Below are 23,835 nucleotides of genomic sequence, written 5' to 3'. Positions count from 1 at the left end.
AGGCTCTACAGCGGTTCAGCCTTTGCTGGAATCGCTTTAACTCCAGCCTTCATCTCCCGCAGGCGCCGTTCGCGGCAAGCGACAATCGCCCGGTCGATGATGAGGCTTGGGGCAAGGTGATCCTCGAAGACCATGTCGACCTCGATCACCCGGCTCTTTTCGACGAGCCGCGCCGCCTTGCCGTGATGGCCGGAAAGGCGGACGAAATCCTTGGAGGTGGTGACGATCAGGAGACCTTCACGCTCGGCGGTCGTCAGGATGTCGTCGATCTCCTCCTCGGTCAGGTGCTCGTGATCGCCGAAAGATTTGGCGACGACGATCTCCGCGCCGCGGGATTCGACCGTGCGGAAGAATTTGGCGGGATCGGCAATGCCAGCAAAGGCGAGCACCTTGGTGCCGGCCAGCGTATTGTCGCCGCGGACTCTCAGCGATGCGGTGAAATAGGGCTTTGCCGCGCGCGCCGCCATGCGGACGATCCTGTCGGCGGCGTTGCCGCCACCGACCTTCAGCAAAGCCGTCGCTGAACGCAGCTGCTGGCCGATCGGCGCGCGGACCGGGCCACCCGGCACGATATGGCCGTTGCCGAGGCCGCGCGTCGAGTCGATGACGAGCAGGGCATAGTCGATCGCCAGCCGGGCACTTTGGAACCCGTCATCCATGATGATGAGATCGGCGCCCTCCGCCACCAGCCGCGCAGCCCCTTCGACGCGCCGGCGGGAAATCACCGTCAGCGCTTCCTGGGCAAGCAGCAAGGGCTCGTCGCCGACGGCAATCGCCCGGTGATGATCGGGGTCGACGACGGTCGTCACATCGAGCGAGCCGCCGTAACCCCTGCTGAGAAAGCCGGGCTTCAGCCCCTTCGCCTTGGCGGCGCGGGCAATCGTCACCGCCGTCGGCGTCTTGCCGGCGCCGCCGACGGTGAAATTGCCGACGCAGATGACGGGAACCGGAACCGAGGCGCGGCGCGCATGGGCCATGCGGTGGCCGGCGATACGGCCATAGAGAAAAGAAAGCGGCAGCAGCAGCCAGGCCCGCCAATCGGCTTTCCTCCACCAGAACGGTGGCGCTTCAGATATCATCTTGCCGTCCCGCTCCCCTGTCCGGCTTGTTCTCACGCAATCCCTTGGGAAAGTCGCTGCGCGCTTTTCCCGGCAAAACCGCTATGCACTTTTGCTGGAATTGCTTTAGCCACAGCCAGTCCCTGCTTTTCGACCGGCCGGATTGAGAAGCCAAAACCTGAAAAAATGCAAGCCCTTACCCGTCAGGCCGGCTGCAGGTCCGGCAGCAGCGTCTCGATGGCGGTGATATCGTCGAGCACGTGGTCGGCCGCGGCGGCAAGCGTCTCCCGCGAACCGGTGCCGGTCAGGACCGCGATCCTCAGGCCGGTGCCGGCATTCAGACCCATGTGCAGATCGTGGTTGTTGTCGCCGACCATGGCGACCTCTTCAGGCGAAAGACCGGTCGCAGCGCAGAAGCCGAGCACCATGCCCGGCTCCGGCTTGACGCCGAAACCGCTGTCGTATCCGGCAATGTAATCGACATAGCGGGCAAAACCGAAGCGTTCCGCCGTCTGGCGGATCGATCGCTCATTGTCGCTGGAGGCGACACCGAGCTTGAAGCCGCGCCGATGCAGCCGGGCGAAGAAGCCGGCGAGGTCGGTCACCGGCACGGAAAATTCGGCGGCGCTGGAAAAGAGGTCATCGAGGCGGATGGTCAGTTCGCCGACGTCGACCATCGAGCCCGCGACAACGAGACCCTCGGCGATCTGGCGGGTATTGCCGGCGGCAAGCAGGCTGTCGGGAACGATATGGCCGGTCACCGGATCCATGCCGCAGGCCGACAGCAGCCGGTTGGCGAGAAGCTCATCCCCTTTGGCGGCGATGCGGGCAAGCTCGCGGTTGACCGGCAGCCAGCTCTCGTCATAATCGAGCAGCGTGCCGTCCTTGTCGAAGAGGATGCCTTTGATAGGGGACGCTGCCGACATCTTCGCTCCTCAGACCTGGGCCACGGCCTTGGGCAGCAGCCGCGCCTTCACCGTCAGCGGATTGATATAGGGTTCCAGCCCCTTTACCGTCGCCGTCAGCGCGCCGCGCATCTCGTGCACGGCGGTGATGCCGGCCTCGATCATGTTGCGGCGGGCCTCGTCGTTGATCAGCAGATAATGGACGCCCTTGGCCAGCATTTCAGTATCGCGCACCATGCGGGCGCTGCCGCTGCGGGCAAGCTTCTGATAGGCATCGCGGAAATTCTGCACATGGCCGCCGGAGAGAATGGCGCAGCCGAGCATGGCAGGCTCCAGCGGGTTCTGGCCGCCTTCGGCAAAGAGCGAACGGCCGACGAAGGCGATTTCCGTCAGGCGGAGATAGAGGCCCATTTCGCCGATCGTGTCGCCGAGGAAGATATCGACATCGGCCGACAACACATCGTCGCGGGTGCGACGGGCGACCTTCAGCCCCTGCTTGACGAGCGCTGCCTCGATCTCGTCGCTGCGCTCGGGATGGCGCGGCACGATGATCGTCAATTGATGGTCGCGCTCCCTGAGCGCCCGGTGAACGATGGCGGCGGCATTCTCCTCGCCGTCGAAGGTCGAGATCGCCGCCCAGGTCTTGCGCTCGCCGATCTGCTTCTTGTAGCGGGCGAAGACAGCGCTGTCGTAAGGCGGCGCGTCGGTATCGACCTTCAGATTGCCCGAGGTGATGACGGGGACGGCGCCGAGATCGCGGAAACGCTCGGCATCGACATCCGACTGGGCGATGACGAGGGCAAGATTCTCGAACAAGGCTTCGGCGATCGCCGGGCGGCGGCGCCAACGGGCAAAGGAGCGGTCCGACATGCGGGCATTGATCAGGATCTGCGGAATGCGGCGGCGGCCGAGCTCCAGAACCGTTGCCGGCCAGATCTCGGATTCGGCGATGATGGCGCAATCGGGCTGCCAGTAATCGAGGAAGCGGCTGACGGAGGGCTTCAGGTCGAGCGGCACATATTGATGGATCGCTTCCTGGCCGAGGCGCTCGGCGGCGAGCTTGGCCGACGTGATGGTGCCGGTCGTCAGAATGACATGAATGTCGCGGCGGCGGATTTCGCGGATCAGCGGGATGACGGCGTTGGTTTCACCGACGCTTGCGGCATGGAACCAGATGAGCGGGCCCTGCGGCCGGTTGGCGCTCGGATAGCCGAAGCGTTCCAGGCGGCGAGCCCGGTCTTCCTTGCCTTTGGCCGTGCGGTAGGTGATATAGAGGCCGACGACTGGAGAGGCCACGGTTCCCGCCAGACGGTATGCGCTCAGACCGAACCGCGCCATCCGGGAACTCATCGCGCCAGCCTCCGATCAAAACCGATCGACATCAAACCCATTCCCTAATTATCGTTGCGGCCGCAATGGCCGATTAATTTGTTCAGAATGCGTCAAACAATCCGGATCGACGGGCGCGCGCCATGCACCAAAGCCCGCTCGACGAGCGGCCGGCCGGCGGCACTTGCTAAGCTCAGCCCTTGGGCTTTTCCTGCGGATCGAGCAAACGATGCATGTGGACGATGAAGTAGCGCATATGCGCATTGTCGACCGTCTGCTGCGCCTTCGACTTCCAGGCCGTCAGCGCCGCGGCATAATCCGGGAAAATGCCGACAATATCGAGACCCTGCAGGTCACGGAACTGGACGTCATCGAGGCTTTCCAGTTCGCCGCCAAAAACGAGATGCAGAAGCTGCTTCTTGTCACCGGAGTCAGTCATTTTTTGTTCTCTTTCTGCCTATTCTCCTCCGCCACCCATCTGCGGGATTTTGACGGAAACGTCAACTGTCTCGTCGTCCCGCAAAGGCGGTGAGGAATTCATCGAGGCGGGGCGTTGGCGCCGCACATAGGACCTTGTGGGTAACTTCGGCGCGATTGTAGACGATCGGCCGGCCTTCGATGTCGACGAGGCCGCCGCCGGCGCAGGTAAGGATCAGATCGGCAGCGGCAAGGTCCCAATCATGTGAATTGCCCTTGACGAAGGTGCCTTCGAGACGACCGTCCGCCACCATGGCGATGCGATAGGCGAGCGAGGGAATGTATTTCTCGCGCGTCACCCGATCGCGGAATTCCGGTGGAAAGGTCTTCAGCAGGTCGTCGCCGATCGCAAGGCGGCTCATCTCTTCCGGTCTGGCCGCCGAGACCGTGAAGGGGACGCCGTTCTTCAGCGCCACGCCGCCCTCGACAGCCTCATAGAGCTCCTCGAGCGCCGGGGCATAGAGCACACCGGCGACCGGTCGGCCGCGATGAACCACCGCGACGCTGACGCACCAGACCTTCTGCCCGCCGAGGAAGGCGCGCGTGCCGTCGATCGGATCGATGATGAACAGCGTCTCGCGCGAGAGACGGTCGGCATCGTCGTCGGTTTCTTCCGACAGCCAGCCATAATCCGGCCGGGCCTTGCGCAGGATGGTCTCGAGCGTCTTGTTGGCGGCGAAATCGGCGGCGCTGACGGGAGACCGGTCCTCGTTCTTCCACCAGACCTCGGGAGACTGGTTGAAGAAGCCGAAAGCGACGGCGCCCGCCTCTCTCGCAGCATCGGCGATCAGCGTGAGATCGCTCTGCCAGCGGGCTTTCTCCATGTCGCTCATCAGATCAATCCATTTCTCAACGTCCGGCAAGCGTCATGCCTTCGATGGCGAAGGTGGGGGCCGCGACGCCGAACTTCCGGTCGATGTCGTTTGCCGGCGTCAGGCGCATGAACATCTCCTTGAGGTTCGAGGCGATCGTCACCTCGGAGACCGGGAAGGTGAGTTCGCCGTTCTCGATCCAGAAGCCGGTGGCGCCGCGGCTGTATTCGCCGGTGATCATGTTGACGCCGTGGCCGATCAATTCGGTGACATAGAAACCGTTGCCGACGCTGCGGATCAAATCCTCCGGCGAGATATCGCCGGGTTCGAGGGCAAGGTTGGTGGAGGAGGGCGAGACGGAAGTGCCGCCGCGCACGCCGCGGCCGTTGGTTTCGAGGCCGAGTTCGCGCGCGGTCGAGGTCGAGAGGAACCAGTGCTTAAGGACACCATCCTCGATCATCACCAGCCGTTCGCCGGACACGCCTTCGCCATCGAAGGGCCGCGAGGATGGGCCACGCACGATCAACGGATCGTCGGTGATCGACAGGCCTAACTTCAGCACCTGCTGGCCCATCTTGTCGCGCAGGAAGCTGGACTTGCGGGCGACGGCAGCACCATTGATCGCACCGGCGATATGGCCGACGAAGCCGCGGGCGACACGCGGGTCGAAGATGACGGTGACGTCCTTGCCGGTCGGCACCTGGCGCGGGTTGACGCGCTTGATCACCCGTTCGCCGGCGCGACGGCCGATTTCAGCGGGATCGTCCAGTTCGGCGTAATAGAGGCGGCTGTCATAATCATAGTCGCGCTCCATGCCGGTGCCTTCGCCGGCAATCACGCTGACGGAATGGCCGAAACGCGAGGCCATGTAACTGCCTTCGAAACCGTGCGAGGTGGCAAGAACAAGGCCGCCCATGCCGGCCGACGCGCCGGCGCCGGAGGAATTGGTGACACCCTTGACCGCAAGCGCGGCTGCTTCAGCGGCAAGACCCGCCTCGCGCAGCATCTCGGAGGAGACCTCGGTGGTATCGAGCAACTGCAGGTCGGGATAGGCTCTCGAAAGGCTCGCCTCATCCGCCAGGCAGGCGAAGGGGTCTTCCGGAGAAACCTTGGCCATGGCGACGGCGCGTTCGGCAAGCGCCTGAAGATCGAAGCCCGGATTGGCCGAAACGCTGGCGACACGCCTGCCGATGAAAACGCGCAGGGAGAAATCGTCGCTTTCGGAGGATTCCGTGCCCTCGACCTTGCCGAGGCGGACGCTGACCGATTGCGAGCGCGACCGGACGACGACGGCGTCGGCGGCATCGGCCCCTGCCTTCCGTGCCAGATCGATCAATTGACTTGCGCGGGAAAGAAGTGTCGAGGAATCAATTTCAGAGGACATGATTTGGCCTTTCCTTCGGCTTCCATTTATTGTGCACTCTCCCAAGCATCAAGGCCGCCGTCACCGATTCTTTATCGGGACTGCCTGCTTGCTCCCCGCCGTCGAAAGAATTGTCAGCATGTCAGCGTCCAATGCCTTTTTTTCCGAAACGATCCTGCTGCTTGGCGGGGCGGTGGTCGCCGCTCCGATATTCAAGAAACTCGGGCTCGGTACGGTGCTCGGCTATCTCGCCGCCGGCATCGTCATCGGCCCGGTCTTCCACGGCATCACCGATGGCGAACAGATCCTCGCCGTCGCTGAACTCGGCGTCGTCTTCCTGCTCTTCATCATCGGACTGGAGCTGAAACCCACCCGCCTCTGGCAGATGCGGCGCGACATCTTCGGCCTCGGCTCAGCGCAGGTGGTGCTGACGGGCCTGGCGCTGACCGCGCTTGCCTGGTTTTCCCAGGCTCTCGACTGGCGCGGCAGCATCGTTGCCGGATTTGGCCTGGCGCTGTCTTCGACGGCCTTTGCCATGCAGATCCTCGAGGGCGACGGCGACGTCAACACCAGATACGGGCAGCGCTCCTTTTCGATGCTGCTGTTCCAGGACCTGGCGATCGTGCCGCTGCTGGCGCTGATCACCATCCTCGACGGCGGCGACAAGGGCAGCAACGCGCCGCTGTTGGATTTCGCCATCGCCGTCGGCGCGGTTGCGGCGATGATCGTCATGGGGCGTTACCTGCTGACGCCGCTCTTCCAGATCATCGCCCGGACCGGCGCGCGCGAGGCAATGATCGCGGCTGCCCTCTTCGTCGTCATGGGATCGGCGAGCCTGATGCAGCTGGCCGGGCTTTCGATGGCGATGGGCGCCTTCCTTTCCGGCGTGATGCTTGCCGAATCCTCCTACCGGCACGAGCTGGAGGCGGATATCGAACCCTTCCGCGGCGTGCTGCTCGCCATCTTCTTCATCGCCGTCGGCCTGTCGCTGGAACTCGACGTCCTCGCTGACAACGCGCTCTTCGTCATCGTCGCCGTGCCGATCGTCATGGCCGTCAAGGCGATCATCATTTATGGGCTCTGCCGGATCTCGGGCTCCCCGCACAACGATGCGATCCGCATCGCCTTCCTGCTGCCGCAGGGCGGCGAATTCGGCTTCGTGCTGTTCACCGCGGCAGGTGCGGTCGGGCTGATGTCGACGAGCACGGCCTCGCTGCTGATCGCAATCGTCACGCTGTCCATGGCACTGACGCCGATCGGGGCGGCCCTTTCGAAGCGGCTGCTGCGCGGCGACGAACAGGAGGAACTGGACGAGGATTTCGAGGGCGCCGGCGCCGACGTGCTGATGGTCGGCTTCTCGCGTTTCGGCCAGATCGCCGCCCAGATCCTGCTTGCCGGCGGGCGCAGCGTCACCGTCATCGATTTTTCGGCCGACCGCATCCGCCAGGCCTCCTCCTTCGGCTTCCGTATCTATTTCGGCGACGGCGCCCGCAAGGATGTGCTGCGCTCGGCCGGCATCGACCGGGCGAAGATCGTGCTCGTCTGCACGCAGAAGAAGGAAATCACCGACAAGGTGGTGGAACTGGTGCAGGCCGACTATCCGCACACCCGGCTCTACGTGCGTTCCTACGACCGCATCCATTCGATCGAACTGCGCAACAAGGGCGTCGACTACGAGCTGCGCGAAACGCTGGAATCGGGCCTGCTCTTCGGACGGCGAACGCTGGAAGCGCTCGGGGTTTCCGAGGTCGACGCCTACGAAATCGGCGAGGATATCCGCAAGCGCGACGAGGCGCGCCTGGTGCTGCAGGTGTCCGAAGGGCTGCAGGCCGGGCGCGACATGCTGTTTTCCCACCCTGTCCGCCCCGAACCGCTGGTCAAGCCGAAACGCGCCGCCGATCCCTTCGAGGACGATCCGCTGGCCGGAACCGCGGATGCGACGGCGGATGCCTGATCACCCCTGAGCGGCTTGCGAAATTGACGCATTGAATATCAAGGGGGCGGCGTTTATCAAACATCCGATCGCAGCGATCCAAGAGGGAATCTTGATCAGACGGACGACACAGATCGAACAATGGGCGCTCCGCATCCTGTGCGCGGTCGCACTGGTGTTCGTCGGCTTCGCCCATCAGGTGCCCGCGGCAGCGGCTGGCGAATTCGATCCGGCCGAACTCGGCCAATATGTGCTTCCGGATGGGTCACTGCCGACACTTTGCGTCACCACGACGGACAAATCCGGTCAGAGCCAGCATGACAACGCGCATTCGCATGGTTGCGAAGCCTGCCGGATCGGCGCCGCCATTCTCCTGCCGGCGCCGATGGACATCGCCGGTGCTGCCATACCCTTTGCGGCTGCGGTTGAACTGCCGATCCGGGCCGAGGCCTTCCATCGCCAGCTTTTCCCACCCAATACCGGTCCTCGCGCTCCGCCTTCCGATCCGATCCCTGCCTGAACTTCGCGTTGCGGCAGGCGCCGTGATGCGCCTTTCAACGCCGGCCGACCTGCATGCGTGCTGTCGGCCGTGGATACGGATCCATTCTCATGTCGACTATTACTGCTGCCGAACCGGCAGAGGACGCCGCAAACGGCGTTTCGCTCTACCGTGCCATCTGGCGCTGGCATTTCTTTGCCGGGCTTCTCGTCATACCCTTCCTGCTCAATCTGGCCGTTACCGGATCGCTCTATCTCTTCAAGGACGAGATCAACAGCACCTTCTTCGGCTACCGCTACAGTGTCCAGCCGGCGGGCGAAGCGCTGTCGCCGGAGCGGATCGCAGAGATCGCCGCCTCCGCCGCGCCGGGCTCAACCGCGACATCCTACAAGGACCCGGTCCTGCCCGAGCGATCGGCCATCGTCACCCTCTCCAGCGATGCCGGCTCGATGCTGGTCTTCGTCAACCCCTATGACGGCAAAGTGCTCGATGTGGTCGGATCGACCGACGAGTTCAATTATGTCGTCAAGCGCATCCACAGCCTCGCCTATTTCGGCACCATAACGAACCGGCTGATCGAAATTGCCGGCGGCTTTGCCATGGTGCTCGTCGTCACCGGCATCTATCTCTGGTGGCCGCGACGCCAGACGGGCGGCGTTGTCAGCGTGCGGGGAACGCCCGGCCGCCGCGTTTTCTGGCGCGACCTGCATGCCGTGACGGGTGCCTTCGCCGGCATCCTGATCTTCTTCCTTGCGATGTCAGGCATGCCATGGTCGGGCTATTGGGGGGCGAACGCCAATGCCTGGCTGGCCGAACACGGCCTCGGCTATCCGGTCCAGCTCTGGGACGACGTGCCGAAGTCGCGAAAAGTCACCGAGGATATCCTTCCGAACAGCGGCTGGATCGTCGAGAAGGCGCCGGTCCCGCTTTCCGATATCGCCGCAGCGCAATCAGGCAAGCCAATCGGCCTCGACAAAGCGGCGGAGATCGCCAAACGGCTGGGCATGGCGCCAGGCTTCGACGTGGCGATCCCCTCCGACGAGACGGGCGTCTATACCGCCTCGCTCTTTCCCGACGATCTTACCGACGAACGCACGCTCCATATCGACCAGTATTCCGGCAAACCATTGATCGATATCGGCTTCGATCAATATCCGTTCCTCGGCAAAGCGATCGAGTGGGGCATCAATGTCCACCAGGGACAGGAATGGGGGCGTTTCAATCAGTTGCTGATGTTCGCAACATGCCTTGCAATTGTGCTCAGTTGCGTGACCGCCGTCATCATGTGGTGGAAACGGCGCCCGATCGGCCGCCTCGGCGTGCCACCCATGCCGCCAAAGCCTTCGATCTATTACGGCCTGTGGGTGATTGTCGGGATCTTCGCCGTCGCCTTCCCGATGAGCGGGCTCGCGATTGTCGCCATGATCGCCTTCGACCAGATCGTCGTGCGGTTCGTACCGTTGCTGAAACGCGTTCTCGCCTGAGGGAGGCCATCGGATGAAGAAGATCATCGCTATTCTTGCCGGCGTGCTGCTTGCGTCCATGGCATGTGCGGCCGACGACCCGCAACAGGCGATCCCGGCGAAGCTGAAGGTGATGTTCGAAAGGCTGGACAAGCCGCTCGATATCGCGCCGGTCGTGGTTCATGCCGATTGGGCGATCGTCGGCTGGCGGCAGGACGGACGCGGCGGACGGGCCCTGATGAAGAAGACCCATCACGGCTGGAGCATCTATCTCTGCAGCGGCGACAGCCTGAAGGATGCCGGGACACTCGAGACAATCGGGCTCTCCGCAGTTGACGCCGCCGGGCTGGCTGCGAAGCTGAAGGATGCCGAGGCCGGCCTCGATTCTTCCGCGCTTGCGCTCTTCTCAAGCTTCGAGGGCACGGTGACGATGAATGAGGCTTCAAACGGCGAGGGTCATGCCGGCCACGAGGGCCACGCCCAATGAGGAGAGCGGACAGCTAGCGTTTCAGCCGAGCCTCGATTTCCCGGTCAAGGGCGAATTTCAGGTCGTCCTTGACGCCGACGGACATGGCGAGGACTTCGCGGGCCTTGAGGAAATCCATGACGCCGGTGCGGCCGACAGTCGGGCGCAGGAAGATATGCGGCGGGCGAAGCTTCAACTTCAGCGAGATCGCCGTCTGCATCATCAGCTGGCCGGAGCCGAAGATGCTCTCCATACGGTTCGGAATATGGGTGCCGTCGCCTTCCGGCGCGCCGACGACATCGATGCCGACGACGATGTCGGCAAGATCCATCAGGCATTCATAGGGCACCGGATTGCTGATGCCGCCGTCGATCATCACCCGGTCGCGCAGGCGCACCGGCATGAAGACGGCGGGGATGGCGGAAGAGGCCGCGAGTGCGGGAAACAGTTCGCCCTGTTCGATGATGACTTCGCACTGCCCGTAATAATCCGTGGTGATCACCTTCATCGGGACCAGCAGATCCTCGAAGCGGGCCGGCAGCTCGGACGGCAGGAAGGCCTTGAGGATCCGCTCCAGATTGAACTGGCCGATGCGGATACCCTTGGCCACCGCATCGCGCACCGTCGCCGGCCTCAGGCCCCAGATGCGGGCGACGACGGCCGTCTTGTTGCCGACGGTCGCCAGTGCATGTTCGCGGATTTCGGCGCCGGACATGCCAGCCGCCATGCCGGCCGCCATGATCGCGCCGATCGACGAGCCTGATACCGCCACCGGGCGGATGCCGAGTTCATCGAGCGTCTCGATGACATGGATATGGGCAAGTCCGCGCGCACCGCCGCCGCCAAAAGCGACGGCGACCGTCGGCACATCGCTGATCGCAGGCAATTTCGGGCTGATGATCTCTGCCTGCTGCACGCCCGCCCCCGCTTATTGCGGCTGATATCGGAAGAAATGCACCCTCGTATCGCCGAAGATGCGGCTTTCGAGGAAAACATAGGAAGGATGGACGGAAACGACAATATCGGCGCGTTCTTCGAGCACCGCGATTGCGCCAGGCCGCAGCCAGCCGCCCTCGGCCGCCGCCGCCATCGCCTTCTCACCGAGACCCTTGCCATAGGGTGGGTCGGCAAAGAGCACGTCGAAGGGGTCGAGATTGCCGACGCTGCCGAGATCGGTCGCATCCCGGCGCAGGATGCGCGTGCGGCCATGCAGGCCGAGCGCATCGATGTTCTCCCAGAGCAGCGCCCTGCCCTCGACGCTGTTTTCGACGAAGAGCGCATGGCGACAGCCGCGTGAAACGGCTTCGAGCCCGACGGCGCCGGTGCCGGCAAAGAGGTCGAGAATCCGGGTGCCATCGACGCATTCCGGATAGGCATGGCTCAATATATTGAACAGGCTCTCGCGCGTCCGGTCGGCAGTCGGCCGGATCTCGTTGGATTTTGGCACGGCGAGAGGCCGTCCGCGAAACTCACCGCCGACGATCCGCACCGCGCGTCATTCCCTTTCCTTTAGCACCACCTCTGGACGGCCCGCCCGCAGGCCTATCGCCGCCCGGCCTGTCACCGCCCGGCTTCGCGCCTTTCGGCTTGCCGGAAAAACTCTTGGCCCCACCAGGTTTGGTCCCACCAGGCTTGGCCGCAAAGCCCTTGCCACGAGGCTTGTCACCCGAAGGCTTGTCGCCGAACGATCTTTCGCCGCGCGGACGCTCGGAGCGGCCCTCGCCGGCAAAACTTCTGGCTGCCCGCGGGCGTTCGTCACCGTCCTCGCGCGGCCTGCGATCAGCACGCGGCTTGTCGCCGAAGGGCCGGTCTCCACGCGGGGGACGATCACCGAACGGCCGGTCGCTGCGCGGACGCTCCGAACGGCCCTCGCCGGCAGAGCTTCTCGCGGCCCGAGGACGCTCGTCACCATCCGTACGCGGCTTGCGATCACCGCGCGGCTTGTCGCCGAAGGGCCTATCCCCACGCGGGGGACGATCACCGAACGGCCGGTCGCCGCGCGGACGCTCCGAACGGGCATCGCCGGCAGAGCTTCTCGCGGCCCGAGGACGCTCGTCACCATCCGTACGCGGCTTGCGATCACCGCGCGGCTTGTCGCCGAAGGGCCGGTCCCCACGCGAGGGACGATCACCGAACGGCCGTTCGCCGCGCGCCGGGCGGTCGCCAGAACCGCGGTCTTCGCGGGCGGGACGATCACCAAAGCCGCGCTTGCGGCCGAAGCCCTCGCCCTCATCCTTGCGACGGGGCTCTTCGCTCGAGCGGATCCACTCGCCATCCTCTTCACGCACGCGGTTCACCTGGGTGCGCGGGCGATCTTCGATGCGATCGAAACCAGCGCCTCTTGCCGGCGACTGCTCGCCGCGCTTGCGTGCGGTCTGCGCATTCTTGGCAGCTTTCGCCGCGGCCTTTTCGCCGAGCGGCCGGGCGCCCGGCGCCATCCAGACATTGGCGCTGCGGCGCTGGCCGAGCGGCTGGGGACGCTTCGGCCTTTCATCGTCCCGACGCCCGCCGTCGCGGCGGTCGTCCTCTTTGCGCGCGCCACCGTGGCGGTCGTCGCGCTTGGTGTCGAGACGGCTCAGCGCCCGTTCGCGCTTGTCCTCGTCGCGGCGCGGACGCTCGCGCCTTTCCGCTGCTGCGGGCTCTGCCTCTTCCTCGGCAGCGACCGCCGCCGCGTTGTAGATCGGCGCATCGAAATTCGCCTTGGCTTCCTCGATGAGGCGCGGGCCGAGCTGGTCGCGCAGTGTACGGCCGCGCACTTCGACGACATGGCCTTCCGGCAGGTCGCCGAGCTGGAACGGGCCATAGGAAATGCGGATCAGGCGATTGACGTCGAGGCCGAGCGCGCCGAGCACGTTCTTGATTTCGCGGTTCTTGCCTTCGCGAAGACCCATGGTGATCCAGACGTTCGAGCCTTGCGTGCGGTCGAGCGTCGCCTCGATCGAGCCGTAGAGCACGCCGTCGACGGCAATGCCGTCCTTCAGCTTGTCGAGCGCGTCCTGATCGATCTCGCCATGGGCGCGGACGCGGTAGCGCCGCAGCCATCCGGTCGCCGGCAGCTCGAGCGCGCGGGCGAGACCGCCGTCATTGGTCAAGAGCAGCAGGCCTTCGGTGTTGATATCGAGGCGGCCGATCGACATGACGCGCGGCAGTTCTTCCGGCAGGTTGTCGAAGACGGTCGAGCGGCCTTCCGGATCGGCATTGGTGGTCACCAGGCCGGCAGGCTTATGATAGAGCCACAGCCTGGTGCGCTCGATGCCGCGGATCGGCACGCCGTCGACTTCGATGCGATCGGCGAGCGTGACGTTGACGACGGGGGTTTCGAGAACCCTGCCGTTCAGCGTCACCCGGCCTTCCATGATCATGCGTTCGATGTCGCGGCGGGAGGCGACGCCGGCGCGCGCCATCACCTTGGAAATGCGTTCGGCCTTGGCCTCGCCTTCGGTCTCGGCGGCGACCGCGCGGGCGACCGCAGGCTTTGCCGGCTTCTCGCCGTCCGCCTTCGGGCCGGCTTTCGACCTGATATCCCGTGAAAGGGGCTTTGCGCCCGGGCGTTTTGGCTTGTCTTTGGGTGTCATTTGTTGTTTGCCTGCCTTTTGGGCCTGTCTATCAGGTCACGCATCTGCGGTTAAGTGGAAATTCTTGCGATCGTGAAGACAAATCGTTTCATGGAGATGGCGCTCGAAGAAGCGCGTGCCGCCGGAGAACGCGGCGAGGTGCCGATCGGCGCCGTCGTCGTTGTCGACGATATTGCCGTTTCACGCTCGGGAAACCGCACGCGCGAGCTCAAAGACGTGACCGCGCACGCCGAAATCGCCGCGATCCGGCTCGCCTGCGAAGCGCTCGGACAGGAACGTTTGGTCGGCGCCGATCTCTACGTGACGCTGGAGCCTTGCACCATGTGCGCGGCAGCCATCTCGTTTGCGCGTATCCGCAGGCTCTATTACGGCGCCGAGGACCCGAAGGGCGGCGCCGTCGACAATGGCGTGCGATTCTATGGGCAGCCGACCTGTCACCACGCCCCGGAGGTCTATTCCGGCTTCAACGAGGTCCAATCGGCCGATCTGCTGCGAAAGTTCTTTTCGCAAAGGAGAGAGGCGCCGTAATCCCAGCGCCGGTGCGCGGCGCCGTCATCCTTGCCGGCGCACCGAAAAGCTATTGCAGGAGGTTCCACCACTGCTTGCCGGTGTTGGCGACAGCTGCATCTTTCTTGCGCTTCTTCTGCTTCTTGAGCTCGGGCTCGCCGACATCATCGAGCTTTGCCGGATCGTCGACGGTGCGGTAGCCGGGCGGCGGATCGGATATATAGCGGCGCTGGTCGACATAGGAGCCCTTCTGCAGGGCACGGGCTTCACGATAGGCCTTGGTCTGGGCTTCCGTCGTGCGCCGGCCGCCTTCGATCGCAGAGCTGGCGAGCGGCGAGCGGTAATTCGGATTGTCCGAATTCGCGTCGGCTTCCGAAACGAGACGAGCACGCGTCTCCTCCGGCGATTCAAGCCATTGCGGATTGTCCTTGTTGGCGACCGTCTGCTGCGGCGCAACGAGAGTCTCCTTCTGCGCCTGCGCCGGTAGCACCAGCGTCGGACGCGGCGTGTACTTGACGCCCTTGTTCTTCGGGTCAGGGCCGGTCAACGACACGGACTGGCCGAGATCGTCGGTCAACTGTTCCATGGCGGTCTTGTCGGTGCCGTAGGTCGGGCTGCTGGCGCAACCGGACACCAGGGAGCATCCCGCCACTACAACAGACAGGCAGGCGCCTATACGGAACCAATGCGTTGCTAACATGAAAACCCTTCCACCCTGCCGGTGCAATCGTCGCCCAACCGGACAACCGTCCCCCTGACGCAAAAATCCGGCCATTTTCAGGCAGCTCTTACCGGATGAACCGCAAAAACGCAATTCACCCGGCAATATTCTTCACTTGAGCGCGGCAAGCTCGCGAAGGGCAGCAGCGTCGCGGGCCGAAACATCGGGATATTCCGGATCGGAACCGACATCCCTGGTGATGCGCCAGGAGCGGGCGCATTTCTCGCCCTCTGCAAGCTTCGGCACGACGCTGACCTCCGGCACCTCAGCCAGGCGGAAGGCATCCACGGGTCCTTCGCCGGCCTTGATCTCGATTGCCGAGGTGATGCAGACTTCGGTGAAATCCTGGCCTTCCAGCGCCTTCAGCAATTCCGGATCGGCGATGTGGACAAGCGGAGCCGCTTCCAACGAGGAGCCGATGCGCTTGTCCTTGCGCTCGATTTCCAGAGCGCCGGTCACAACCGAACGCACTGCACGGATCTTCTTCCACTTCTCGGCCAGGGCATCGTTGCGCCATTCCTTTGCGACCGGGGCAAACTGCTCCAGATGCACGGAAACGGCGGACGGGTTGCGCGACAGCCAGGCCTCCTCGGTGGTGAAGGGCAGCATCGGGGCAAGCCATGTCACCATGCAATCGAAGATCTGGCGGATGACGTGCAGGCTGGCGCGCCGGCGCAGGCTCGACGGCGCGTCGCAATAGAGCGCATCCTTGCGGATATCGAAATAGAAGGCCGAAAGCTCGACATTGGCGAAATCGATCAGCGCACGGGCAATCTTCTTGAAGTCGAAGGTGTCATAGTTCTCGCGCACCAGCTCGTCGAGCTCGGCAAGCCGGTGCAGCATCAGCTGCTCCAGCTCCGGCAGATCGGCAAGGGCGATCTCCTCGCCCTTATCGTGGGCAAGCGTGCCGAGCATCCAGCGGATGGTGTTGCGCAGCTTGCGATAGGCATCGACATTGGTCTGGATGATCGTCTTGCCGACGCGCAGGTCGTCAGCATAATCCGAGGTCATCACCCAGAGGCGCAGGATATCGGCGCCGGCATCCTTCATCACTTCCTGAGGTGCGGTGACGTTGCCCTTCGACTTCGACATCTTCTCGCCCTTCTCGTCCATGGTGAAACCATGGGTGAGGACGGCATTGTAAGGCGCACGGCCGCGGGTGGCCGCCGATTCCAGCAGCGACGAATGGAACCAGCCGCGATGCTGGTCGGAACCTTCGAGATAAAGGTCGGCCGGCCACTTCAGGTCCGGGCGGTCTTCGAGCGTGAAGGTGTGCGTCGAGCCGGAGTCGAACCAGACGTCGAGGATATCCATGACCTGGGTCCAGCGGGAATGGTCATGGTCATTGCCGAGGAAGCGCTCCTTGGCGCCTTCGGCAAACCAGGCGTCGGCGCCCTCATGTTCGAAGGCTTCGAGGATGCGGGCGTTGACGGCTTCGTCGACCAGGACCTCGCCCTCATCGTCGGCAAAGACGGCGATCGGCACACCCCAGGCGCGCTGGCGCGAGAGCACCCAGTCCGGGCGGCCCTCGATCATGGCGCGCAGGCGGTTCTGGCCGGCGGCGGGCACGAAGCGCGTATCGTCGATCGCACCCAGCGCGCGCGAACGCAGCGTCGTGCCATCGGCAAGGGTCTTGTCCATATAGACGAACCATTGCGGCGTGTTGCGGAAGATGACCGGCTTCTTCGAGCGCCAGGAATGCGGATACTGGTGCTTCAGCCGGCCGCGGGCAAAGAGTGCGCCGCGGGCGATCAGCTCCCTGATGACGCGGTCGTTGGCATCGCCCTTCTTGCCGTCATCGTCGATGACGCGGGCGCCTTCGAGGCCGGGGGCGTCGGCGGTATAGAAACCGCCGTCATCGACGGGGAACGGGATTTTAGTGTCGATGCCGCGGGCATCAAGCGTGCGGACAGCCGACATCCAGGCATCGAAGTCTTCGCGACCGTGGCTGGGAGCGGTGTGCACGAAGCCGGTGCCGGCGTCATCGGTGACGTGGTCGCCTTCGAGCAGCGGGACATCGAACGTATAGCCATTATCCAAATTTCTGAGTGGATGAGCGCAAACAACGTTAGCCAGTTCGTCGTCACTTACGTCCCGCACAAAACGCAAGGTTACTTTGGCTTTCGAAGCACAATCCTCAGCCAAGCGCTTGGCGAAAACCAATTTCTCGCCTGGCTGCGGGCCGAAATCATTCGTAGCGCTTTCGACCTCATACAGGCCATATTCAAGGCGAGCAGAAAATGCGATCGCGCGATTTCCCGGGATCGTCCAAGGTGTTGTTGTCCAGATTACGATGAACGCATCTTCATTGACCAACGGCGGGTTGACCTCATCCGCTGTGGGCGATGTTCCATCACGGCGATAATCGGCCGTCACTCCTCTAACGACTGGGAATTTCACCCAGATCGTGTCGCTCTCATAGTCCTGGTATTCGACCTCGGCCTCGGCCAGCGCCGTGCGCTCGACCACCGACCACATGATCGGCTTGGAGCCGCGATAAAGCTGACCGCTTGCGGCGATCTTCAAGAGTTCGCCGGCGATGCGCGATTCCGCGTGAAAATTCATCGTCGTATAGGGATTGTCGAAGTCACCCTCGATGCCGAGGCGCTTGAACTCTTCCGCCTGGACCTTGATCCAGCCGGCGGCGAATTCACGGCATTCCCTGCGGAATTCGTTGACCGGAACCTCGTCCTTGTTCTTGCCCTTCTCGCGGTATTTCTCCTCGATCTTCCATTCGATCGGCAGGCCGTGGCAATCCCAGCCGGGCACGTAATTGGCGTCGTAGCCGCGCATCTGGAACGAGCGGTTGATGACGTCCTTGAGGATCTTGTTCAGCGCGTGGCCGATATGGATGTTGCCGTTGGCATAGGGAGGGCCGTCGTGAAGGACGAATTTCTCGCGGCCGGCGGCGGAAGCGCGCAGTTTCTTGTAGAGACCCATCTCCTGCCAGCGCTTGACGAGTTCCGGTTCCTTCTGCGGCAGGCCGGCGCGCATGGGAAAGTCGGTCTCGGGCAAATAGAGGGTCTTCGAATAGTCGATCTTTTCGGCTGTGTCGGTCATGTCTGACAATCGTTTTCTGGCGGCCCAGGAAGGGGCGCAACGGGCGTGAAATAGCTGGTGACGGAAGCGCTCGTATCCAAGCGCCAAAAACCCGGACCTTCCGGCCGCTTAGCGCGCGCGGAAGGCCGGGCCGATAATTCGCATCATCATTGCCAGCCGATATTTCTTCATCGCGCCGGTTCATAGGCGTTTTTGCCGGGAAAAGGAAGAGAAGAATTCGCGGTTTCCAATCGGCTTCAACGGCTAGAATCGGCGGTGCCCGTATCGTTCCGGAAAGCCTAAGGCTGGAAACTCAGTGCGGCTTGCGTTATATACCTGACTATCTGACCAGATTAGATCGAGAGCCAGAGGCATGAAAAAAATCACGAAGCAAAGCTGGAAGCTCGAGGACGCGAAAGCGCGCTTCAGCGAGGTGGTCCGCCGCGCACATAGCGAAGGACCACAGCGCGTGACCGTTCGCGGCCGGGACAGCGTCGTCGTCATCAGCGCCGAAGAACTCGACAAACTGACCAAAGCCGAACCGAAAAAGCCTTTCGTCGCCTTCATGGAAAGCCTCGATCTCAAAGAGCTCGACCTCGAGCGAGAGGCAGATTACGGACGGGATGCCGAGCTGTGATCGGCTGGCTGCTCGATACCAATGTCATTGCCGCGCTGATCAATCCAAACGGCGCACCTTCCGTCAAATCCTGGGCTGCGGCTCAAGACGAGGAGCGGATGTTTATCAGTATCCTCACGCTGGCGGAATATGACAAGGGCATCGAAAACCTGCCTGAGGGCGATCAAAATCGCTATCGTTATGCGGCCTCCCGCGATGCGCTGGAGGAGAGGTTTGCACAACGCGTTCTTTCGCTGAGCGACGCAGCCGTCAGGCACTGGGGCGTCATTTCGGGGCGGGTAAAACTCAAGACCGGACATGCGCCGTCGGTTGTCGACACGATGCTCGCCGCCACCGCAATCGAGTACAATCTCTATCTGGTGACGCGAAACGTCAGGGATACGCGCTTCTCCGGCGCGGCGATCTTCGATCCATGGACGAACGATCCCGGTCAGTTTCCACTGAGCCGGAGATAACTCAAGGCGACCTCAGGAAAAGCACAGTTTCTGATCAAGAGTGCCGAGTGGCTTAACACCCGCAAGCAGCGCCCTCGCCTCTTCCTCATCACGCTTGATCTGGGCGACCAGCGGATCGAGGCCGTCGAATTTCAGCTCAGGGCGGAGATAGCCGAAGAACGAGACGGAGCAGAGCTGGCCGTAGAGATCGCCGCTGAAATCGAAAAGATAGGTTTCGAGCAGCGGTGCGCCGTTTTCCGTCACCGTCGGGCGGCGGCCATAGCTTGCGACGGCATCGTGGAGCGTGCCGTCCTGGCGGCGGAAGCGGACGGCGTAGATGCCGGCGGCAAGATCGACCTCCGGCGGCAGGCGCATGTTGGCCGTGGGAAAACCCAGCTGCCGGCCGAGCTTTTCGCCATCGATCACCTCGGCTTCCACCGTATAGCGGTAACCGAGCATGCCGGCGACTTCGCTGACATTGCCCTCCTTCAGCAGCGCGCGGATATGGCTCGAAGACACGACATCGGCGTTTTCGTCGCGAAAGGCATCGATCAGGGTGACGCCGAAGCCATAGGTATGACCGGCATTCATGAGGAAAGCCGGACCGCCCTCGCGGCCGCGGCCAAAATGGAAATCGAAGCCGGTGACGACTTCGGAGGCGCCGAGCCAATCCTTCAGGATCGAATGGATGAAATCATCGGCCGAGCGCTGCGAAAATTCGTAATCGAAGGGATATTCGATGACAGCGCTGAAACCCAGCGTTTCCAGGATGCGGGCCTTCAACGGCGCCGGCGTCAGGCGAAAGACCGGTGTCTGCGGTCGGAAGACCGTGCGCGGATGCGGCTCGAAGGTCAGCACCAAAGCGGGGATACCGCGCGTCTTGGAGATCTCCAGCGCCCGGCTCAACACCGATTGATGGCCGCGGTGCACGCCATCGAAATTGCCGATGGCAATGACGCCGCCCTTCAGATGGGGGGGTAGGGGTTCCCGGGTTTCATTGCGGTGGAAGACGGTCATCGGCTGGCTTCTCTTCATGCAGGCGTGTCTTCATGCAAGGCGGGGCATCCACCACTTCGGCGCGGCTTTTTCCCGTTCGAGATAGGCTTTGAGGATCGCCTCGTCGGTCTCGCCGTTGAGAGTGTATTCCTTAGCGTGGATACCGCCGCTGATGTAGAGGAGGTCGAGGCCGTAATTCAAGGCGCCGCGCACATCGGTCGGCATGCCGTCGCCGATTGCCAGCACGCGGTCGACTGGGAAATCGCCGCGAAGCTCGCGGGCAGCCGCTAGCGTCGCCTCGTAGATCGGCCGGTGCGGCTTGCCGGCGATGCGGGTTTTGCCGCCAAGCTGCTCGTAATGGGCGGCCATGGCGCCTGCGCAGGGGATGATGCGATGGCCGCGCTCGACAATGAGGTCGGGATTGGCGCAGATCATCGGCACGTCGCGGGCTTTGAAATCGAGAAGCATATCGGTGTAATCCTCCGGCTTCTCCGTCTCGTCGTCGAAAAAGCCGGTGCAGACCAGCGATTGCGCTTCGCCCGCCGGCCGGCGCTCGACGCCGATGCCTTCGAGCAGCGCCTTGTCGCGCTCGGGGCCGAACAGAAAGACGGTCTTCGGCCCTTCGGCGATCAAACCGCGCGTGACGTCGCCAGAGGTGACGATCCTGTCATAGGCGCTGTCGGGAACGCCGATCTGGCGCAGTTGCTCGACCACCTGCCAGGAAAGGCGCGGCGAATTGGTAATGAGGACGACGGCTAGACCGCTGTCGCGTGCCGCTTCAAGGGCTGCGGCCGCCTTCGGGAACGGATCGACGCCGTTGTGAACGACGCCCCAGACATCGCAGAGCACCACATCATAGTGACCTGATATCTCCGAGAAGTTTTCTATCCGCTTGGCCATCCCGATTTCCCGATTTGCTTCAGTCACCGGTGACATTGCAAAGGCGAAAGGCGATGGCAAGGCATTTTCTTCGCTGTCGGCCCAATGCGAGGAGCTCGAACGACGGTCCGGCAGAGCGGAAGGGCTAAGGGTTTTGACGATTATCGCCAAGCGGCAGATCGCCGATGGCGGACGAGTTCGGCAAAGTTCGGCAGCACCTGGTTTTCGGCCGCAATCTCGCACTATTCTCCGGCCTCTTCACAATTCCGGCACAAAAATTCGTGATTGCTCTCATTGACTCCTCGCGGAGCCATCCCTAAATGCTCGTCGCTAGCACTCACCGCAAGGGAGTGCTAACATCTATCCATGTGGGCCACTCCGGTCCGCGAATGTCATTCGATCGAGGGATTAGACAATGGCAAGCACCAACTTCCGCCCCCTTCACGACCGCGTCGTTGTTCGCCGCGTTGAGTCCGAAGCCAAGACCAAGGGCGGCATCATCATTCCCGATACCGCCAAGGAAAAGCCGCAGGAAGGCGAAATCGTCGCCGTCGGCTCCGGCGCGCGCGATGAGTCCGGCAAGGTCGTCGCACTCGACGTGAAGGCTGGCGACCGCATCCTGTTCGGCAAGTGGTCCGGCACCGAAGTCAAGATCGACGGCGAAGACCTTCTGATCATGAAGGAAGCCGACATCATGGGCATCATCGGCTGATCGGCCGACCTGCTTTCCCGAAATGGCTGACGGGCCTTTTGCCCGAACAACTCGAATTCAGGAGTTAAGAATATGGCATCTAAAGAAATCAAGTTTGGCCGCACCGCGCGCGAAAAGATGCTGCGCGGCGTCGACATTCTCGCCGATGCAGTGAAGGTCACGCTCGGCCCGAAGGGCCGTAACGTCATCATCGACAAGTCCTTCGGCGCCCCGCGCATCACCAAGGACGGCGTCTCGGTCGCCAAGGAAATCGAACTCGAAGACAAGTTCGAAAACATGGGCGCCCAGATGGTCCGCGAAGTCGCTTCGAAGACCAACGACATCGCCGGCGACGGCACCACGACGGCTACCGTTCTTGCCCAGGCGATCGTTCGCGAAGGCAACAAGGCCGTTGCAGCCGGCATGAACCCGATGGACCTGAAGCGCGGCATCGACCTCGCTGTCGCCGACGTCGTGAAGGATCTCCAGGCCAAGGCCAAGAAGATCTCGACTTCGGAAGAAGTTGCACAGGTCGGCACGATTTCGGCAAATGGCGACAAGCAGGTCGGTCTCGACATCGCTGAAGCCATGCAGAAGGTCGGCAACGAAGGCGTCATCACGGTTGAAGAAGCCAAGACCGCCGAAACCGAACTCGAAGTCGTCGAAGGCATGCAGTTCGACCGTGGCTACCTCAGCCCCTACTTCGTGACCAACCCGGAAAAGATGATCGCCGACCTCGAAGACGTCTTCATTCTCCTTCACGAGAAGAAGCTCTCGAACCTGCAGTCGATGCTCCCGGTTCTCGAAGCCGTAGTTCAGACCGGCAAGCCGCTCCTGATCGTCGCTGAAGACGTCGAAGGCGAAGCCCTCGCAACGCTCGTCGTCAACAAGCTGCGCGGTGGCCTGAAGATTGCTGCCGTCAAGGCTCCTGGCTTCGGCGACCGCCGCAAGGCCATGCTCGAAGACATCGCCATCCTGACGGGCGGCACTGTCATCTCCGAAGATCTCGGCATCAAGCTCGAATCCGTTACGCTCGACATGCTCGGCCGTGCCAAGAAGGTTTCGATCTCCAAGGAAAACACCACGATCGTCGACGGTTCGGGCGCCAAGACCGACATCGAAGGCCGTGTTGCCCAGATCAAGGCGCAGATCGAAGAAACCACTTCGGACTACGACCGCGAGAAGCTGCAGGAACGTCTTGCCAAGCTCGCTGGCGGCGTTGCCGTCATCCGCGTCGGCGGCTCGACGGAAGTCGAAGTGAAGGAAAAGAAGGACCGCATCGACGACGCGCTCAACGCGACCCGCGCTGCTGTTCAGGAAGGTATCGTCCCCGGCGGCGGTATCGCTCTGCTCCGCTCCTCCACGAAGATCACCGTCAAGGGTGCAAACGACGACCAGGAAGCCGGCATCAACATCGTTCGCCGCGCCCTGCAGTCGCTCGTTCGTCAGATCGCTGAAAACGCAGGCGACGAAGCCTCGATCGTTGTCGGCAAGGTCCTCGACAAGAACGAAGACAACTTCGGCTACAACGCCCAGACGTCCGAATATGGCGACATGATCGCCATGGGTATCGTCGACCCGCTCAAGGTCGTTCGCACGGCGCTGCAGAACGCTGCTTCTGTCGCATCGCTGCTGATCACCACCGAAGCCATGATTGCCGAACTGCCGAAGAAAGAATCGGCTGGCGGCGGCATGCCGGGCGGCATGGGCGGCATGGGCGGTATGGACATGATGTGATAGGCCAACGGCCTTTCACAGCATCGTTCATGAAACCGCCCATCATCTAAGATGGTTCAGCGCGTCAAGCGCGCTGAACTGGCGGTATGGACATGATGTGATCGGCGAAAGCCATCACTGACTACTATTCCGGCATCAGGAACAGGAAGGGCGGCCCTCGGGCCGCCCTTTTTCTTTTGCCCAAAGCGATTCGATGTACGGCACAGTGATTTGCATAGCCGACGAACGCCTGCCCGGCTCCCTCTTACGGGCCCCGGGCACGAAGCTTGCGCCAAACTTGCGCTGCCTGCGTATTTCTCAGCCTGCCGACATGC

The 23,835-nt window shown here is 62.8% G+C and carries 22 protein-coding genes; 9 read left to right on the top strand and 13 right to left on the bottom strand.

The annotated features are described in order from the left end of the window. Positions 1-5: 5 nt before the first annotated feature. The 6 genes from lpxK to RL_RS04700 form a co-directional block, all read right to left on the bottom strand. Positions 6-1,079: a tetraacyldisaccharide 4'-kinase gene (gene lpxK / locus RL_RS04725; protein WP_011650646.1), complete on the bottom strand. Its 1,074-nt coding sequence runs from the start codon at positions 1,077-1,079 to the stop codon at positions 6-8. Between the two features lie 182 nt (positions 1,080-1,261). Next, positions 1,262-1,984: an HAD family hydrolase gene (locus RL_RS04720; protein WP_011650645.1), complete on the bottom strand. Its 723-nt coding sequence runs from the start codon at positions 1,982-1,984 to the stop codon at positions 1,262-1,264. Positions 1,985-1,993: 9 nt separating this feature from the next. Then, positions 1,994-3,313: a lipid IV(A) 3-deoxy-D-manno-octulosonic acid transferase gene (gene waaA, locus RL_RS04715; RefSeq protein WP_003545821.1), complete on the bottom strand. Its 1,320-nt coding sequence runs from the start codon at positions 3,311-3,313 to the stop codon at positions 1,994-1,996. A gap of 172 nt (positions 3,314-3,485) precedes the next feature. After that, positions 3,486-3,731 carry a DUF4170 domain-containing protein gene (locus tag RL_RS04710; RefSeq protein WP_028743728.1) on the bottom strand — a complete coding sequence of 82 codons (246 nt, stop codon included), beginning with the start codon at positions 3,729-3,731 and terminating at the stop codon, positions 3,486-3,488. A gap of 61 nt (positions 3,732-3,792) precedes the next feature. Then, a complete protein-coding gene (locus RL_RS04705; RefSeq protein ID WP_011650643.1) occupies positions 3,793-4,602 on the bottom strand; it encodes a 3'(2'),5'-bisphosphate nucleotidase CysQ in 810 nt (269 codons plus the stop codon). Between the two features lie 16 nt (positions 4,603-4,618). Next, a complete protein-coding gene (locus RL_RS04700) occupies positions 4,619-5,965 on the bottom strand; it encodes a TldD/PmbA family protein (protein WP_011650642.1) in 1,347 nt (448 codons plus the stop codon). A 118-nt stretch (positions 5,966-6,083) separates the two neighbouring features. On the opposite strand from RL_RS04700, the gene RL_RS04695 reads away from it, so the two are divergent. From RL_RS04695 to RL_RS04680, 4 genes are all read left to right on the top strand, one after another. Continuing rightward, entirely contained in the window at positions 6,084-7,898 is a 1,815-nt protein-coding gene (locus RL_RS04695; protein WP_011650641.1) for a monovalent cation:proton antiporter-2 (CPA2) family protein, read from the top strand. A 91-nt stretch (positions 7,899-7,989) separates the two neighbouring features. Then, the gene (locus RL_RS04690) at positions 7,990-8,397 is read left to right on the top strand and encodes a DUF2946 family protein (RefSeq protein WP_011650640.1); all 408 of its coding nucleotides are present in this window, start codon (positions 7,990-7,992) and stop codon (positions 8,395-8,397) included. An 89-nt stretch (positions 8,398-8,486) separates the two neighbouring features. Further along, positions 8,487-9,860: a PepSY-associated TM helix domain-containing protein gene (locus tag RL_RS04685; protein WP_011650639.1), complete on the top strand. Its 1,374-nt coding sequence runs from the start codon at positions 8,487-8,489 to the stop codon at positions 9,858-9,860. 13 nt (positions 9,861-9,873) lie between these two features. Beyond that, positions 9,874-10,326, top strand: coding sequence for a copper uptake system-associated protein (locus RL_RS04680; protein ID WP_011650638.1), 453 nt, complete (start codon positions 9,874-9,876; stop codon positions 10,324-10,326). Positions 10,327-10,339: 13 nt separating this feature from the next. On the opposite strand, the gene RL_RS04675 is transcribed toward RL_RS04680, so the two are convergent. From RL_RS04675 to RL_RS04665, 3 genes are read right to left on the bottom strand one after another with little or no spacing between them, the layout of a single operon-like run. Further along, complete coding sequence (locus tag RL_RS04675) at positions 10,340-11,221, bottom strand: patatin-like phospholipase family protein (protein WP_011650637.1); 882 nt, start codon at positions 11,219-11,221, stop codon at positions 10,340-10,342. A gap of 12 nt (positions 11,222-11,233) precedes the next feature. Then, positions 11,234-11,794, bottom strand: coding sequence for a 16S rRNA (guanine(966)-N(2))-methyltransferase RsmD (gene rsmD, locus RL_RS04670; RefSeq protein ID WP_011650636.1), 561 nt, complete (start codon positions 11,792-11,794; stop codon positions 11,234-11,236). Then, the gene (locus RL_RS04665) at positions 11,775-13,880 is read right to left on the bottom strand and encodes a pseudouridine synthase (protein ID WP_011650635.1); all 2,106 of its coding nucleotides are present in this window, start codon (positions 13,878-13,880) and stop codon (positions 11,775-11,777) included. The genes rsmD and RL_RS04665 overlap by 20 nt, the downstream gene beginning before the upstream one ends. Positions 13,881-13,970: 90 nt before the next feature. Here RL_RS04665 and RL_RS04660 point away from each other — a divergent pair, with 90 nt between their 5' ends. Beyond that, positions 13,971-14,408 (top strand): nucleoside deaminase, encoded by a 438-nt coding sequence (locus RL_RS04660; RefSeq protein WP_041936180.1) that lies wholly within the window; start codon positions 13,971-13,973, stop codon positions 14,406-14,408. Between the two features lie 49 nt (positions 14,409-14,457). Here the strand turns inward: RL_RS04660 and RL_RS04655 are convergent, their stop codons facing one another. Together RL_RS04655 and ileS are read right to left on the bottom strand one after the other, a co-directional pair. Further along, positions 14,458-15,087 (bottom strand): hypothetical protein, encoded by a 630-nt coding sequence (locus tag RL_RS04655; RefSeq protein ID WP_041936179.1) that lies wholly within the window; start codon positions 15,085-15,087, stop codon positions 14,458-14,460. Between the two features lie 132 nt (positions 15,088-15,219). After that, entirely contained in the window at positions 15,220-18,168 is a 2,949-nt protein-coding gene (ileS, locus tag RL_RS04650) for an isoleucine--tRNA ligase (RefSeq protein ID WP_011650632.1), read from the bottom strand. 352 nt (positions 18,169-18,520) lie between these two features. Here ileS and RL_RS04645 point away from each other — a divergent pair, with 352 nt between their 5' ends. After that, positions 18,521-18,784: a type II toxin-antitoxin system Phd/YefM family antitoxin gene (locus RL_RS04645; protein ID WP_011650631.1), complete on the top strand. Its 264-nt coding sequence runs from the start codon at positions 18,521-18,523 to the stop codon at positions 18,782-18,784. Beyond that, the gene (locus RL_RS04640) at positions 18,781-19,239 is read left to right on the top strand and encodes a type II toxin-antitoxin system VapC family toxin (protein ID WP_011650630.1); all 459 of its coding nucleotides are present in this window, start codon (positions 18,781-18,783) and stop codon (positions 19,237-19,239) included. The genes RL_RS04645 and RL_RS04640 overlap by 4 nt, the downstream gene beginning before the upstream one ends. 12 nt (positions 19,240-19,251) lie before the next feature. On the opposite strand, the gene RL_RS04635 is transcribed toward RL_RS04640, so the two are convergent. Both RL_RS04635 and RL_RS04630 read right to left on the bottom strand, forming a co-directional pair. Next, positions 19,252-20,235, bottom strand: a complete 984-nt coding sequence (locus tag RL_RS04635) for a bifunctional riboflavin kinase/FAD synthetase (RefSeq protein WP_011650629.1) — start codon at positions 20,233-20,235, stop codon at positions 19,252-19,254. Positions 20,236-20,265: 30 nt separating this feature from the next. Then, complete coding sequence (locus RL_RS04630) at positions 20,266-21,114, bottom strand: TIGR01459 family HAD-type hydrolase (protein WP_011650628.1); 849 nt, start codon at positions 21,112-21,114, stop codon at positions 20,266-20,268. A gap of 394 nt (positions 21,115-21,508) precedes the next feature. On the opposite strand from RL_RS04630, the gene groES reads away from it, so the two are divergent. Continuing rightward, on the top strand, positions 21,509-21,805 hold the full coding sequence (gene groES / locus RL_RS04625; RefSeq protein WP_003545797.1) for a co-chaperone GroES: 297 nt from the start codon (positions 21,509-21,511) through the stop codon (positions 21,803-21,805). A gap of 72 nt (positions 21,806-21,877) precedes the next feature. Next, entirely contained in the window at positions 21,878-23,521 is a 1,644-nt protein-coding gene (groL, locus tag RL_RS04620; protein WP_003545786.1) for a chaperonin GroEL, read from the top strand. Positions 23,522-23,835 lie beyond the last annotated feature (314 nt).

It is taken from the genome of Rhizobium johnstonii 3841 (assembly GCF_000009265.1).
Classification (GTDB): domain Bacteria; phylum Pseudomonadota; class Alphaproteobacteria; order Rhizobiales; family Rhizobiaceae; genus Rhizobium; species Rhizobium acaciae.
The sequence above is the reverse complement of the archived record's forward strand: the minus strand, read 5'-3'. Positions and strand labels throughout refer to the sequence as shown.